12 protein-coding genes are annotated in these 14,218 nt (G+C 72.0%); 3 read left to right on the plus strand and 9 right to left on the minus strand.

The annotated features are described in order from the left end of the window. Positions 1–84: 84 nt before the first annotated feature. The 3 genes from ACFWRV_RS23805 to ACFWRV_RS23815 all read right to left on the minus strand — a co-directional run bounded on the left by ACFWRV_RS23805 (position 85) and on the right by ACFWRV_RS23815 (position 1,518). The gene (locus tag ACFWRV_RS23805; protein WP_003965959.1) at positions 85–324 is read right to left on the minus strand and encodes an RNA-binding protein; all 240 of its coding nucleotides are present in this window, start codon (positions 322–324) and stop codon (positions 85–87) included. Positions 325–326: 2 nt separating this feature from the next. Beyond that, on the minus strand, positions 327–767 hold the full coding sequence (gene rpsP / locus ACFWRV_RS23810; protein ID WP_384337705.1) for a 30S ribosomal protein S16: 441 nt from the start codon (positions 765–767) through the stop codon (positions 327–329). A gap of 157 nt (positions 768–924) precedes the next feature. Continuing rightward, the gene (locus ACFWRV_RS23815; RefSeq protein WP_018509633.1) at positions 925–1,518 is read right to left on the minus strand and encodes a hypothetical protein; all 594 of its coding nucleotides are present in this window, start codon (positions 1,516–1,518) and stop codon (positions 925–927) included. A gap of 453 nt (positions 1,519–1,971) precedes the next feature. Here ACFWRV_RS23815 and ACFWRV_RS23820 point away from each other — a divergent pair, with 453 nt between their 5' ends. Further along, positions 1,972–2,856: a methyltransferase domain-containing protein gene (locus ACFWRV_RS23820; protein WP_384337707.1), complete on the plus strand. Its 885-nt coding sequence runs from the start codon at positions 1,972–1,974 to the stop codon at positions 2,854–2,856. Positions 2,857–2,931: 75 nt separating this feature from the next. Here the strand turns inward: ACFWRV_RS23820 and ffh are convergent, their stop codons facing one another. From ffh to ACFWRV_RS23845, 5 genes are all read right to left on the minus strand, one after another. Then, on the minus strand, positions 2,932–4,479 hold the full coding sequence (gene ffh / locus ACFWRV_RS23825; RefSeq protein WP_384337709.1) for a signal recognition particle protein: 1,548 nt from the start codon (positions 4,477–4,479) through the stop codon (positions 2,932–2,934). 131 nt (positions 4,480–4,610) lie between these two features. Next, a complete protein-coding gene (locus ACFWRV_RS23830) occupies positions 4,611–7,070 on the minus strand; it encodes a [protein-PII] uridylyltransferase (protein WP_384337711.1) in 2,460 nt (819 codons plus the stop codon). A gap of 29 nt (positions 7,071–7,099) precedes the next feature. Continuing rightward, positions 7,100–7,438 (minus strand): P-II family nitrogen regulator, encoded by a 339-nt coding sequence (locus ACFWRV_RS23835; protein WP_006127894.1) that lies wholly within the window; start codon positions 7,436–7,438, stop codon positions 7,100–7,102. After that, entirely contained in the window at positions 7,435–8,787 is a 1,353-nt protein-coding gene (locus tag ACFWRV_RS23840; protein ID WP_384337713.1) for an ammonium transporter, read from the minus strand. The genes ACFWRV_RS23835 and ACFWRV_RS23840 overlap by 4 nt, the downstream gene beginning before the upstream one ends. A gap of 370 nt (positions 8,788–9,157) precedes the next feature. Further along, positions 9,158–10,633 carry a hypothetical protein gene (locus ACFWRV_RS23845; RefSeq protein ID WP_384337715.1) on the minus strand — a complete coding sequence of 492 codons (1,476 nt, stop codon included), beginning with the start codon at positions 10,631–10,633 and terminating at the stop codon, positions 9,158–9,160. A gap of 445 nt (positions 10,634–11,078) precedes the next feature. Here ACFWRV_RS23845 and ACFWRV_RS23850 point away from each other — a divergent pair, with 445 nt between their 5' ends. Beyond that, positions 11,079–11,726, plus strand: coding sequence for a bifunctional DNA primase/polymerase (locus ACFWRV_RS23850; protein ID WP_384337717.1), 648 nt, complete (start codon positions 11,079–11,081; stop codon positions 11,724–11,726). Positions 11,727–11,816: 90 nt separating this feature from the next. Here the strand turns inward: ACFWRV_RS23850 and ftsY are convergent, their stop codons facing one another. Beyond that, complete coding sequence (ftsY, locus tag ACFWRV_RS23855; RefSeq protein ID WP_384337719.1) at positions 11,817–13,022, minus strand: signal recognition particle-docking protein FtsY; 1,206 nt, start codon at positions 13,020–13,022, stop codon at positions 11,817–11,819. Positions 13,023–13,234: 212 nt separating this feature from the next. On the opposite strand from ftsY, the gene ACFWRV_RS23860 reads away from it, so the two are divergent. Then, the gene (locus ACFWRV_RS23860; protein WP_384337721.1) at positions 13,235–14,215 is read left to right on the plus strand and encodes an LLM class flavin-dependent oxidoreductase; all 981 of its coding nucleotides are present in this window, start codon (positions 13,235–13,237) and stop codon (positions 14,213–14,215) included. Positions 14,216–14,218: the final 3 nt, after the last annotated feature.

Genomic DNA, 14,218 nt, shown 5'->3' on the forward strand with positions numbered 1-14,218 from the left:
CGACGACCGTCCGGGTGGCCGACGACAAAGGCCGGGGACGGCCCGAAGGCCCTCCCCGGCCCTGGCCGGTGTTCAACTCGCTGATCAGCGAACCTGATCCACATCGACGAGGTCGACGCGGATCCCACGGCCGCCGATGGCACCCACGACCGTACGCAGAGCGCGAGCGGTGCGGCCGTTACGGCCGATCACCTTGCCGAGGTCGTCGGGGTGGACCCGGACCTCCAGCACGCGCCCGCGGCGCAGGGTGCGCTCGGCAACCTGCACGTCGTCGGGGTTGTCGACGATGCCCTTCACGAGGTGCTCGAGAGCCTCCTCGAGCATGCTCAGGCCTCGGTCGACTCGGTGGACGCGGGGGCCTCAGCCGCCTCGTCCGCCTTCTTGTCGGACTTCTTGGCCTTGGGGGTGATGGCCTCACCCTTGGCCTCGTCACCGTCCGAGGACAGCGCCTCGAACAGCGCGCGCTTGTCAGCCTTGGGCTCCGGCTGCAGCAGCGACGCGGGGGCCGGGAGGCCCTTGTGGGCCTGCCAGTCACCGGTGAGCTTCAGGATCGCGAGGACCGGCTCGGTCGGCTGGGCGCCGACGGACAGCCAGTACTGCGCGCGCTCTGCGTTGACCTCGATGCGCGAGGGGTTCTGCACCGGGTGGTACAGGCCGATCTCCTCGATGGCCCGGCCGTCACGGCGGGTACGGGAGTCGGCGACGACGATGCGGTAGTGAGGCGAACGGATCTTGCCCAGACGCTTCAGCTTGATCTTGACTGCCACGGAAGTGGTGTCTCCTGGTCTCAGACGTGGTTGGGCACAACTAGATGCCACGTGGGGTTGCGGTACTCGGAGTGCCCGATGGACGCGTCAGCCGGAGGAGAGAGGGGTCCTGTGCGACTGTCGAGTACAGCTAGCCATTGTGCCACACCACTTCGGCTCACCCCACCGCGACCGCCGCTTCCGGGATCTGGAACGGCTTGCCGCAGCCGCCGCAGACGATCGGGGCCTGGGCCAGGACCGACGGGACGACGCGGACGTTGCGTCCGCAGTCGCAGACGGCCTTGACGCGGACCCCGCCCCCGGAGGAACCGTGCCGGGCGGCAGGGCCCCGGAAGGAGCGCTTGGTGTCGGCGGCGGTGGCGACCGTGTGCGCCTTGAGGGCGCGCTGCAGCCGTTCGGTGGTCGGGCGGTACCGGCGCTTGGCCTCCGGATTCAGCGTGACCAGCGAGAATCCGCTGCTGGGGTGGGGTTCCTCAGCATGATCGAGGCCCAGCTCCTCGGCGATCGCGAGGAAGCGTCGGTTGTGGTAGCGGCCGGCGCGGGAGGTGTCTCGGACTCCTCTCGCGGCGGCGATGCCGTGGACTGCCTCGTGGAGCAGTCGCTCGAAGGAGAGCTCGGCGCCACAGGCGGACGAGGACTCTCCGATCAGGGACTCGGGCGCGGCTAGATCGGGCAGCTCGGGGTGGTACCGCTGAATGTCGGCCCACGCCTGTGCCAGCTCTGCGGCAAGTACAGGTGGTGTCGTGCTCACGTCGTGACAACGAGCCCGAGTGCCCCGGTGTTCCTATTCCGGGGCATCCCAAATAATTTGCACGTACCAGTCAGTTGCCCTTGATGCGTCCGGACGAGGGCGGGTACGCAGAACTGCGGAGAAGACGCACAGCTCGCACCAAGGTGGTGCACAGCGCGCGGTACGCCCGGCGGCTTCGGATGTGAGGTGCGCCGGCGGCCCGCGCTCCTGACGAATCCGCCCGAAAGACTACCCTTCCGTCCGCTCGACGTGCCCGGCGCGGGGTGTCGGGTAAGACTGGTCGGAGAGCAGACGTGGGACGGGGCGCACGACCGGGGCACGCAAGCACTGCTCCACAACCCCTGGACGGAACGGCGGATGCGCAGTTCTCTGGCTACGGGGGTGCGGAACACACGCACACGGGGGACGTCCACTCGGGCACGACCGACCTCTTGGCGGATTGGGGCACTTTCCATGACACCAACGCTCGTCCGGAACCAGCTGGGCGCGGACGCCTCCGCGCCGGCGGACGCCGGTACCCGCGCACGCGACTGGGCCGAGATCCAGGAACGCATGCTCGCGCCGCTGTACGAGGCGGTGTACGACCGGATGGAAGTCGGGGCCGCCACCCGGATGCTGTCCCTCGGCTGCGGTTCGGGCCTCGCGATGCTCGTCGCGGCGGCCCGGGGGGCGCACGTCACGGGTGTGGACTCCGACCGGGAGCGCCTCGCGCTGGCCCGCGCGCGGCTGCTGCCCGACGCCGGCTGGGACGCCGCTCCCGCGCACTCCGCGCACCCGGCCCGGCATCGGGCCCGGCTGCTGGAGGACGGGCGGCCGGCGCCCGCCGGCGCGGACGGCGCTCCGTACAACCTGATCACGGTGTTCGAGCCGATCGGCTGCGCGGCCGGGGACTCCGAGGGGCTGGTGCCGGCGCTGCGGTCGGCCGTGCCGCTGGCCGTCCGGGGCGCGACCGTGGTGCTGACCGGCTGGGGTCCGCCGGAGCGCTGCTCCACGGCCGCGGTGCTGCGGGTGGCCGCCCGAATGGTGGAGTCCGCGCGTCCGCCGCGTACGGAGCCCGGCAGGTGGCGGCCCACGCTCCGGGACGACCTGGAGGACGTGGCGGCGCGGGCCGGGCTGAAGCCGGACGGTTCCGGGCGGGTGTCCTGCCCGTTCGGGTACGCGGACGTGGGCAGCGCGGTGCGCGGGCTGCTGTCCACCGGGCTCTTCGACGCCGCCGTACGCGCCACGGACCGCTCCCAGGTGGAGAAGGAGGTCGCGGAGGCTCTGCATCCGTACCGGCGCCAGGACGGCACGGTGTGGATGCCGAACGTCTTCCGTTATCTGGTCTGCGTGACCTGAGCGGCCCCGCTTCCGGACACAGGTAAGGGGCGCCCTTGAGAGAGGGCGCCCCTTACCTGTCGTGCTCGGGTCCGGTTACATGAACTTCTTGAACTCGTCCGGCAGCTCGAAGTTCTTGTCTTCCTGGGCGGGCAGACCGAACGCGCCGCCCTGGGCCGCCTGCTCACGCCGTTCGGCGGCGGCGGCCTCCTCGGCCTTGCGCTTCATGGGGTTGCCGCTCTTGCGCTTCCCCTTGGCCTGCTTGACCTGCTTCTTCTGGCGGCCGGGGCCACCACCCATGCCGGGCATCCCCGGCATCCCGGGCATCCCGCCGCCCTGGGCCATCTTCGACATCATCTTGCGGGCCTCGAAGAAGCGCTCCACCAGGCTCTTGACCGCAGAGACCTCGACGCCCGACCCCTTGGCGATACGGGCGCGGCGCGAACCGTTGATGAGCGTCGGCTCGGCGCGCTCCTTCGGCGTCATCGACTTGATGATCGCGGCGGTGCGGTCGATGTCGCGCTCGTCGATGTTGTTGATCTGGTCCTTGATCTGCCCCATGCCGGGCAGCATCCCGAGCAGCTTCGAGATGGAGCCCATCTTGCGGACCTGCTCCATCTGCGCCAGGAAGTCGTCGAGGGTGAAGTCCTTGCCACCCTTGCTCGACTGGAGCTTGGAGGCCATTTTGGCGGCCTCTTCCTGGCTGAACGTCTTCTCCGCCTGCTCGATCAGGGTGAGCAGGTCACCCATGTCGAGGATGCGGGAGGCCATCCGGTCCGGGTGGAACGCGTCGAAGTCCTCCAGCTTCTCGCCGTTCGACGCGAACATGACCTGCTTGCCCGTGACATGGGCGATCGACAGGGCCGCGCCACCGCGGGCGTCACCGTCGAGCTTGGAGAGCACCACGCCGTCGAAGCCGACGCCGTCGCGGAAGGCCTCGGCGGTGTTGACCGCGTCCTGACCGATCATCGCGTCGACGACGAAGAGGATCTCGTCGGGGCTGACGGCGTCGCGGATGTCCGCGGCCTGCCGCATCAGCTCCTGGTCGATACCGAGGCGGCCGGCGGTGTCGACGATGACGATGTCGTGGACCTTGGCCTTGGCGAACTCGATGGAGTCCTTGGCGACCTGGACCGGGTCGCCGACGCCGTTGCCCGGCTCGGGGGCGTACACCGCGACGCCGGCGCGCTCGGCGACGACGCTCAGCTGGTTGACGGCGTTCGGGCGCTGGAGGTCGCAGGCGACGAGCAGCGGGGAGTGGCCCTGGCCCTTGAGCCAGAGACCGAGCTTTCCGGCGAGTGTCGTCTTACCGGCGCCCTGGAGGCCGGCGAGCATGATCACCGTGGGCGCGGTCTTGGCGAACCGCAGCCGCCGGGTCTCGCCGCCGAGGATGGAGACGAGCTCCTCGTTGACGATCTTGACGACCTGCTGGGCGGGGTTCAGCGCCTGGGAGACCTCGGAGCCGCGCGCCCGCTCCTTCACGTTGGCGATGAAGGCCCGGACCACGGGCAGGGCGACGTCGGCTTCCAGCAGGGCGATACGGATCTCGCGTGCCGTGGCGTCGATGTCCGCCTCGGACAAGCGGCCCTTGCCCCTGAGGTTCTTGAAAGTCGCGCTAAGGCGGTCGGAGAGAGTATCGAACACGGCGCTCGTCGGTCCTCAGGGTCGGGGGCGGGGCAGGTCAATCGCCCTCCAGGGTATCCGTCCCCCGGAGAACACCAAGCCCTCGCCCGGATCCGGAGTCCGGCGAGGGCGGTGGAGAGGCGGTGTGCGGGTCAGCCGAGGGCTTTCTCGACCTCCCGGGCGACCTCGGCGGCCCGGGCCGGGGACAGCGGTTCGTCGTCGGTCCCGGTGACGTAGAAGGCGTCCACGGCGTTGGCGCCGAGGGTCGAGACATGGGCGCTCCGTACCCGTACCGCACTGCCTTCCAGGGCCCGGCCGATCCGGTGCAGCAGTCCCGGGGCGTCCTGGGCGCGGACTTCGATGACGGTGGCGCGGCGGGAGCCCGCGGCGGCCACGGTGACCCGGGGCGGCGGGGCCTTCACCCCGCGCCGGCGCGGATAGGCCGCCTCGCGCTCGACGAGCCGGGCCCGGATGTCCAGGGAGCCGTCCAGGGCGCGTACGAGGTCGGCGCGCAGGCGGGCGGCCTGCGGGAGGGACCCGTACTCGGCGGCGACCCGCCAGCTGAGCAGCAGCAGGTCCGCCCGCTCCCCCAGCTCGTTCGGCAGCTCCACCGCTCGCAGGTCGGCGGCGCGCACGGTGAGGCGGTGCAGGGCGAGGACTCCGGCGGCGGCGGGGAGGACCCCGGGGCGGTCGGGCAGCGCGATGAGGAGTTCGACGCCGACGGGTTCCACTTCGCCGTCCCCGGCGGGCTCCTCCGGCTGGGTGTGCAGGGCGAGGACGGGTTCGCCGGTGCGCAGGGCCTCGATGGTGAGGCGTTCGTGCTCGGCGCTGGGGACTGCTTCCTCGGGCTCCTCGGGGAACTCCCCGGCGAGGACGGCGCCGACCCGTTTGACCAGGTCGGCGACGAGGGAGGCCCGCCAGGCGGACCAGGCGGCCGGCCCGGTGGCGAGCGCGTCGGCCTCGGTGAGGGCGTGCAGCAGCTCCAGGGTGGAGGCGGTGGAGACGGCGGCCGCGACCGACTGCACGGTGGCGGGGTCGTCGAGGTCGCGCCGGGTGGCGGTGTCGACGAGCAGCAGATGGTGGCGTACGAGGGTGGCGATGACGCCCACGTCGTGCTTGTCGAAGCCGATCCGGGTGGCCATGTCCCGGGCGATGACCTCGCCGGCCACCGAGTGGTCGCCGGGCCAGCCCTTCCCGATGTCGTGGAGGAGGGCGGCGACCAGGAGGAGGTCGGGGCGGTGGACGCGGCGGGTGAGGGAGGCGGCGCGGACGGCGGTCTCCACCAGGTGCCGGTCGACGGTCCAGGTGTGGACGGGGTTGCGCTGGGGGCGGCAGTGGACGCGTTCCCAGTCGGGCAGCAGCCGGGTGACGATCCCTTCCGCTTCGAGCGCCTCCCAGACGCCGACGGTGGCCTCCCCCGCGCCGAGCAGCGTGACGAGCTCCTCGCGGGCCTCGGGGGGCCACGGGACCGGCAGCGGCTGGGCGGTGGTCGCCAGGTGGCGTACGAGGTGGCGGGAGAGCGGGAGTCCGGCCTCGGCGGCGGCCGCCGCGGCGCGCAGGGTGAGGACGGGGTCGCGCTCCGGGCGGGCGGCGCGGGCGAGGACCACTTCGCCGTCCGCGTCCACCACGCCGTCGGCGAGCGGGGTGCGCTCGGGGGCGGGCCTGGCGCCGAGGCCGCCGCTGAGCAGGGCACGGAGCCTGGGGCGGGCGGAGCGGGCGCGCAGGACCCGGTTGACCTCGCGCCAGGTGACGTCGGTGGCGTACGAGACCGTCCGCGCGGCCTCGTACACCTGGCGGAGCAGGGTGTCGGCGTCGAGCAGGCCGAGGGCCTGGGCGACCTGGTCCTGTTCCTGGAGGGCGAGCCGGTCGGTGGCGCGCCCGGTGGTGAGGTGGAGGGCGTCGCGGGCGTCGAGGAGGGTGCGGCGGGCCTGGTCGAGACCTTCGCGCGGGGCGTCGGCGACCCAGGAGGCGGCCACGGCGCGCAGGGCGGTGGCGTCGCGGAGGCCGCCTCGGGCCTCCTTGAGGTCGGGTTCCAGGAGGAACTGGAGCTCGCCCATCCGCTCGGCCCGTTCCTGGCACAGCTCGTGGAGGGCGGGGAGGCGTTTGGGGGCCTGGTTGCGCCAGTCGGCGAGGATCGCGGTGCGCAGGGAGGCGACGAGGCCGAGGTCCCCGGCGACCGGCCGGGCGTCCAGCAGGCCGAGCTGCACCTTGAGGTCCTCGCCCGCTGTCTTCCTGGCCTCGCCGGGGGTGCGTACGGAGTGGTCGAGGGCCAGGCCCAGGTCCCAGACCGGGTACCAGACGGCGTCGGCGAGGGCGGCGAGGGCGGCCGCGTCGGCGCTGCCGTCGTGCAGCAGGAGCAGGTCGAGGTCGCTGCGCGGGGAGAGCTCGCCGCGGCCGTAGCCGCCGACGGCGACGAGGGCGGCGCCGCGCACCCCGACGCGGGTCGTGGCGGCGGTGAACAGGGCGGTCAGCCAGTCGTCGGTGAGGCGGGCGAGGGCCGCACGGCGCGGCGGCCCGGACCGCGCCTCCTGCTGGAGGAGGCGCAGCCGGGCCGCCGCGTAGCCGCTGGGTCCCGAGCCTTCGGTTTCGGTGGTCACTTCGGTACTCGTCACCCAGCTGCCTTCCGTTCGTGGGCCGTCGGTCAGAGGGCGTCCGGGCCGCGTTCGCCGGTCCGTACCCGGACGGCGGTGTCGACCGGGACGCTCCAGACCTTGCCGTCTCCGATCTTGCCGGTCCGGGCGGCCTTGACGACGACCTCGATGAGCTGTTCGGCGTCCTCGTCCTCGACGAGGACCTCGATGCGGATCTTGGGGACCAGGTCGACGGTGTACTCGGCGCCCCGGTAGACCTCGGTGTGGCCGCGCTGCCGCCCGTAACCGCTGGCCTCGGTGACGGTGAGCCCCTGGACGCCGAAGGCCTGGAGGGCCTCCTTGATCTCGTCCAGCCGGTGGGGCTTCACGACCGCGGTGATGAGCTTCATGCGTCCACCTTCTTTGCCTTCGGTGCTGCCGTCGGGTCCGTCGCGGGGGCGGTGGTGCGGGAGACCGAGCCGCCGCCCGTGCCGCTGAAGTCGTAGGCCGTCTCGGCGTGCTCGACCTGGTCGATGCCGGAGATCTCGTCGTCCTCGGAGACCCGCATCCCGATCGTCTTGTGGATCGCCAGGGCGATGACGGCGGAGACGAGCAGAGAGTACGCGAGGACGGCGACGACGCCGACGGTCTGCTTGCCGAGCTGTTCGAGGCCGCCGCCGTAGAAGAGGCCCTTGGCGTCGGACTGGACGCCTCCGGTGGCGAAGAAGCCGACCAGGATGGAGCCGATGATGCCGCCGACGAGGTGGACGCCGACGACGTCCAGGGAGTCGTCGTAGCCGAACTTGTACTTCAGGCCGACCGCCATGGCGCACAGGACACCGGCGATGGCGCCGATCGCGATCGCGCCGAGGGGGCTGACGGAGCCGCCCGCGGGGGTGATGGCGACGAGGCCGGCGACCGCGCCGGAGGCGGCGCCCAGGGTGGTGAAGGAGCCGTGGCGCAGCTTCTCGTAGACGAGCCAGCCGAGGACGGCGGCGGCGGTGGCGACCTGGGTGTTCAGGAACATGACCGCGCCGACGCCGTCGTCGTTGCCGAGCCAGGATCCGGCGTTGAAGCCGAACCAGCCGAACCACAGGAGCGCCGCGCCGAGCATGACGAGCGGCAGGCTGTGCGGCCGCATCGGGTCCTTCTTGAAGCCGATGCGCTTGCCGATGACCAGGATGACGCCGAGGGCGGCGGCGCCGGCGTTGATGTGGACGGCCGTACCGCCGGCGAAGTCGATGACGCCCATCTCGAAGAGCCAGCCGCCGGAGCCCCAGACCCAGTGGGCGACGGGGAAGTACACGATGGTGACCCACAGGACGACGAACAGCGCCCACGCGGTGAACTTCACGCGGTCGGCGAGCGCACCGCTGATCAGGGCCGGGGTGAGGACGGCGAACATCAGCTGGAAGGCGGCGAAGACGTACACCGGGATGGTGTAGCCGTCCCAGAGTTCGGTGACGCCGATGTTGCTGAGGCCGACGTAGTCGGAGCTCCAGCCGATGACCGAGCCGACGTCGGAGCCGAAGGCGAGGCTGAATCCGTAGAGCACCCACAGGACCGTGACGATCCCGAGGCTGATGAAGCTCATCATCAGCATGTTGAGGGTGCTCTTGACGCGGACCATGCCTCCGTAGAAGAAGGCCAGGCCGGGGGTCATGAGCATCACCAGGGCCGAGCAGATGAGCATGAACCCGGTGTTGGCGGCAGACAGCTCAGGGGCGTCTGCGGCGAGCGTCGTGATGCCTGGGGGCATCGGCGTCTCCTAGTCGTCGGTGCGGCCGCGGCGTGCGGGGGAATGCTGCGGGACCACTGGGGAACAGGTGCGGGCCGGTTATGAGCCACGAGGTTGGCGGAGGGCCGTTTCATGGGATGCCGCACGATGTTTCGCGAGCGTGACGAAGAGGGGTCGCGTGTTACGGCCGAATGAATCGGGGGTGGCGCGTCCGGTGCCCTGCCTACCATGCAGCGCACGCCGCATACGGTGCGGTTGAAACGCCCGGGGGACAGCTCTTGGGGCCGGAAAGCACGAAACCGGCCACGGCGGCCCTCCGTGTGACCAGGCGATGGGGGAGCCGAGTCGGGCTGTACGGAAGGGGCGCCGCGGCCGGGGCCGGGGGTGCCGGTCAGACCGCTTCGGCGGTCTCCGGCAGCTGCTCGTGGAGCAGCTCGGTGAGCCGGGCGACGTCGGCGACATCGCCGAAGTCCCTGGCAGCGGTGTCGACGGTCTTGCGCAGGCGGGTGTTCACCCGCTCGGAGCGGACCTTCTTGGCGATCTTCAGGGCGCGGGTGGCGAGCACGGTGGACTCCTCGGGCTCGCGCTGGAGGAGATGGACGGTGGCCATGCCGATGAGGTTGAGCGCGTAGGAGCGCTGGTGCTCGTCGTCCTCGCCGAACAGCTCGACGGCCTTCTCCATGACGGGCTCGGCGAGCGAGGCGTAGGTGGGGCTGCGGCCGGCGACATAGGCCAGGTCGCGGTAGGAGTGGGCGTTCTCCCCGTTCAGCTCGGCCTCGGAGAAGAAGCGGATCCAGTCGGGCTCGGGCTCGCCGTCGAGTCCGGCGTCCAGGAAGGTGTCCTCGGCCATCCGGACGGCCCGCTTGCACTTGCTGGGCTGGCCCATGTTGGCGTAGGCGCGGGCCTCCATCGCATACAGCATGGCCTGCGTACGGGAGGTGGCGCAGTCGCGGCTGCCGTACTGCGCGAGATGGATCAGCTCCAGGGCGTCGTCGGGGCGGCCCAGGTGGATCATCTGCCGGCTCATGCTGGAGAGGATGTAGCTGCCGAGCGGCTTGTCCCCGGCCTCCTTGGCGGCGTGCAGGGCCAGCACGAAGTATTTCTGGGCGGTGGGCTGCAGGCCGACGTCGTAGCTCATCCAGCCGGCCAGCTCGGCCAGTTCGGCGGCGCACCGGAAGAGCCGCTGGGCGGTGGGGCCCGGCTGGGGCTCCTGGAGCAGGTCGGTGACCTCGTGCAGCTGTCCGACGACGGCCTTGCGGCGCAGTCCGCCGCCGCACTGGGCGTCCCACTGCCGGAACATCGCGGTGGTCGATTCCAGCAGGTCCAGCTCGGGCCGGGAGAGCCGGGAGGGGCGGTGGTCGGAGGCCGGGACCTCCGGCTCGCCGGTGCCCTGGACGGGGACGGGCACCAGCCAGCGCTGCATCGGCTCGATGAGCGCGGGCCCCGCGGCCAGCGCCAGCGAGCTGCCGAGGAAGCCGCGCCGGGCGAGCATCAGGTCGCTGCGGGAGAACTCGCTGAGCAGGGCGACGGTCTGCGGGCCGGCCCAGGGCAGGTCGACCCCGGCCACCGAGGGTGACTGGTGGGCGGTGCGCAGCCCGAGCTGTTCGACGGCGACGACGGCGCCGAAGCGCTCCGAGAACAGCTCGGAGAGGATGCGCGGGATCGGCTCCCGCGGCTGCTCGCCATCCAGCCAGCGCCGCACCCGGGAGGTGTCGGTGCTGATGTGGTGGGCGCCCATCTGCCGCGCCCGCCGGTTCACCTGGCGCGCCAGCTCGCCCTTGGACCAGCCACTCCGCACGAACCACGACCCCAACTGACCGTTGGGACGCTTACCTGCATCCGTGTCGCCTGCGCCGCTGCCACTCACTGGAACGCCCCCATCCCGCTGAAACCTCATCGCGCGAACCATTATCAGCATGCCGTGCATCGGTGCTGCCCGTACGGGAGTTGGGCCCCGTCGACATCACGACACCATCGAACAGGAAATCGAGTTGCCTGCGGCATACCCATGGGTGCACATGCTCCCAGGCTTCGTGTACCGACGGTAATCCTACGATCACCCCTCTTGCGAGGGGGATTGAAGAAACGCCACCATTCGCCACCCCCTCGAAGGAACCCGACTGCCGCTGTGCGCGCTTGACTTGAGGGATCGGGACCGAGGGCGAGCGGTCGGAAGCACTCGGGGGCGCGTACACCGTCTCGCACTCCCTTTCGCACCACCGCGCACGCCACTCGATCGAGTTGCAGCGACGGAGGGTTACCCGAGCAGCGCGGGTCGTAACCACCGACGAGCCGGACCCGTTGGAGGGGGCATGGGCTTCACGATCGGCGGCATCCGGGAGATGCGATCCGGTGCGCGGCGACGCCACCGCGGCACCGACGGAACGGCGGTGGCCGAGTACACAGGGCTGTGGGGCTGGGCGGTGACGCCCGGGGCGCGGGCCGAGGCCGGCTCCTGCTCGTGCGGCGATCCGGTGTGCCCCTCCCCCGGCGCCCACCCGCTGGGCTTCGCCCGGGAGGTCCCGGCGGGCACCGGCCTGGACCGCGCGGCGGACGCCTGGGCCGAGACGCCCGGCGCGGCGATGCTGCTGCCGGTGGGCCGTTCCTTCGACGTCCTGGACGTCGCGGAGCAGGCCGGGCGGCGGGCGTTGGTGCGGATGGAGCGGATGGGGCTGCCGCTGGGCCCGGTCGCGGTGACGCCGACCGGGCGGGCGCAGTTCTTCGTCGCCCCCGGGGCCGCCGCCGGGCTGCCCGAGCTGCTCTACCGGATGGGCTGGGACGACGCGGACCTGGATCTGCGCGCCCTCGGCCCGGGAACGCACATCACTGCCCCGCCCTGCGATCTCGGCGGCCTCGGCCCGGTCCGCTGGCTGCGGCCCCCGGTGCTGGACACGGCGGCCGCTCCCCCGCAGGCGCGACTGCTGCTGGGGACCTTGGCGTACGTCTGCCACCGGTCCTAGGGGACGCCCCGGACGTCACGGAAACGGCGGACGGGCGGCAGGCTCCTCGCAGGAGCCGCCGCCCGTCCGCCGTACCGGATGCGGAGCGCGTCAGTCGCCGATCAAGGCGTCCACGAAGGCGCCCGGCTCGAACGGGGCGAGGTCGTCCGCCCCTTCGCCGAGGCCGATCAGCTTCACCGGTACGCCCAGCTCACGCTGGACCGCGATGACGATGCCGCCCTTGGCGGTGCCGTCAAGCTTGGTGAGGACGATGCCGGTGATGTCCACGACCTCCGCGAACACCCGGGCCTGGACGAGACCGTTCTGTCCGGTGGTGGCGTCCAGGACGAGCAGGATCTCGTCCAGCGGGCCGTGCTTCTCCACGACGCGCTTGACCTTGCCCAGCTCGTCCATGAGACCGGTCTTGGTGTGCAGCCGGCCCGCGGTGTCGATGAGGACGACGTCCGCGCCCTCGGCGATGCCTTCCTTGACCGCGTCGTAGGCGATCGACGCCGGGTCGCCGCCCTCGGGCCCGCGGACCGTACGGGCTCCGACGCGCTCGCCCCAGGTCTGGAGCTGGTCGGCGGCGGCGGCGCGGAAGGTGTCGGCCGCGCCGAGCACCACGCTGCGGCCGTCGGCGACGAGCACCCGGGCCAGCTTGCCGGTGGTGGTGGTCTTGCCGGTGCCGTTGACGCCGACGACCATGACGACGCCGGGCGTCTCGGCCCCGCCCTCGGTCTTGACCTCGCGGTCGAAGTCCGGGCCGAGCAGGGTGATCAGCTCCTCACGGAGCAGGGTGCGCAGCTCGTCCGGGGTCCGGGTGCCGAGCACGCGGACGCGCTCGCGGAGCCGCTCGACCAGTTCCTGGGTGGGGGCGACGCCGACGTCGGCGGTGAGGAGGGTGTCCTCGATCTCCTCCCAGGTGTCCTCGTCGAGGTTGTCCCGGGAGAGCAGGGTGAGGAGCCCCTTGCCCAGGGAGTTCTGCGAGCGGGCGAGCCGGGCCCGCAGGCGGACGAGCCGGCCGGCGGTGGGCTCGGGGATCTCCAGCGGCGCGGGGGCCTCGGCGACCGGGGCCTCCTCCACGGGCGCGGTGGCGTCCGGGAGGCCGACTTCGTCGATGGTGCGCCGCGCTTCGTCGCGCGGCGTCTCGGCCTCCTCGCCGACCTGCGGTTCGGCGGGAGGGGTGATGGTCGGCGTGCTCGGCGGCGGGGGCGGCAGCTGCTTCTTCTTGCGGCTGCCGACCACGAGCCCGCCGACCAGGCCGACAGCGACCAGGGCGATGACTACAGCGAGGATGACGATTTCGACGAGTTCCATAACCCGTCCAGTATCGGCCACGGCCGTGCCGCGGGCGCTGCCCCGGCTGACCCCCCGGCGATCCGGTGGGGCCATATGCACCTTTTGGCCGCAATGCGAACACGAGCCCCTACACTTCTGACGCCTCGTCAGGTACGGTGCGCCCGCCCGATCGCACAGCCGCCCGCCTGTCTGCCCGTACAGCCGCCCGCTCCGGCGAAGGGACGCCTCCGATGGCCTTCACAGTGGTCCGGTTCAATCTCGTCGAGCCCGACGCCACCCCCGTATCGCTCTCGGCCCGCTACCGCGCCGCCCTGGAGATGGCGGCGTACGCGGACGAGCACGGCGTCGACACGGTGCAGACCGAGGAGCACCACGGGGTGGCGGACTCCTGGCTGCCCTCCCCGTTCACCTTCGCCGGAGCGGTCTTCGGGGCCACCCGCCGGATCGCGGTGACCGTCTCGGCGATCATCGGGCCGCTGCACGATCCGCTGCGGCTCGCGGAGGACATCGCGGTGCTGGACCTGCTGAGCGCGGGGCGGCTGGTGACGGTCGCGGGGATCGGATACCGCCCGGAGGAGTACGAGCGGGCCGGGGTCGAGTGGGGGCGGCGCGGCAGGCTCCAGGACGAGCTGTTGGAGACGCTGCTGGCCGCGTGGAGCGGGGAGCCGTTCCCGTACCGGGGCCGTGCGGTACGCGTCACCCCCCGCCCGTTCACGCGTCCGCACCCGATGCTGCTGGTCGGCGGCAGCTCACGGGCGGCGGCGCGGCGGGCGGCCCGGCTGGGGCTGCCGCTGTTCCCGAGCGCGCATCTGCCGGAGCTGGAGGCGTACTACCGGGAGCAGTGCGCGGCCCACGGGACGGAGGGCTTCTGCATGATGCCCGCGGAACGTACGGCTCTGCTGCACGTCTCCGAGGACCCGGAGCGGACGTGGGCGCTGTTCGGCGAGCACCTGCTGCACGAGGCACGGACGTACGCCTCCTGGCAGTCCAAGGACATCCGCTCGGCGGTGCGCTCGGCGGCGACGACGGTGGCGGAGCTGCGCGAGGAGGGGGTGTATCGGATCGTCACGCCGGACGAGCTGGCCGGGCTGGAGGCGGATTCGCTGGTGCTGCATCCGCTGTGCGGCGGGATGCCGGTGGAGGAGGGGTGGCGGAGTCTGCGGCTGTTCTGCGAGGCGGCTGGGAAGCCGACGGCCCCGGCTCAAGGGTGAGCC

It is taken from the genome of Streptomyces sp. NPDC058576, assembly GCF_042718715.1.
GTDB lineage: Bacteria > Actinomycetota > Actinomycetes > Streptomycetales > Streptomycetaceae > Streptomyces.

Excerpts from the sequence above, each read along its gene's own strand:
- ACFWRV_RS23805 (WP_003965959.1), bottom strand. The coding sequence starts at position 324 with ATGCTCGAGGAGGCTCTCGAGCACCTCGTGAAGGGCATCGTCGACAAC.
- ACFWRV_RS23850 (WP_384337717.1), top strand. The coding sequence starts at position 11,079 with ATGGGCTTCACGATCGGCGGCATCCGGGAGATGCGATCCGGTGCGCGG.
- ACFWRV_RS23840 (WP_384337713.1), bottom strand. The coding sequence starts at position 8,787 with ATGCCCCCAGGCATCACGACGCTCGCCGCAGACGCCCCTGAGCTGTCT.
- ACFWRV_RS23835 (WP_006127894.1), bottom strand. The coding sequence starts at position 7,438 with ATGAAGCTCATCACCGCGGTCGTGAAGCCCCACCGGCTGGACGAGATC.
- ACFWRV_RS23860 (WP_384337721.1), top strand. The coding sequence starts at position 13,235 with ATGGCCTTCACAGTGGTCCGGTTCAATCTCGTCGAGCCCGACGCCACC.
- ftsY (WP_384337719.1), bottom strand. The coding sequence starts at position 13,022 with ATGGAACTCGTCGAAATCGTCATCCTCGCTGTAGTCATCGCCCTGGTC.
- ACFWRV_RS23820 (WP_384337707.1), top strand. The coding sequence starts at position 1,972 with ATGACACCAACGCTCGTCCGGAACCAGCTGGGCGCGGACGCCTCCGCG.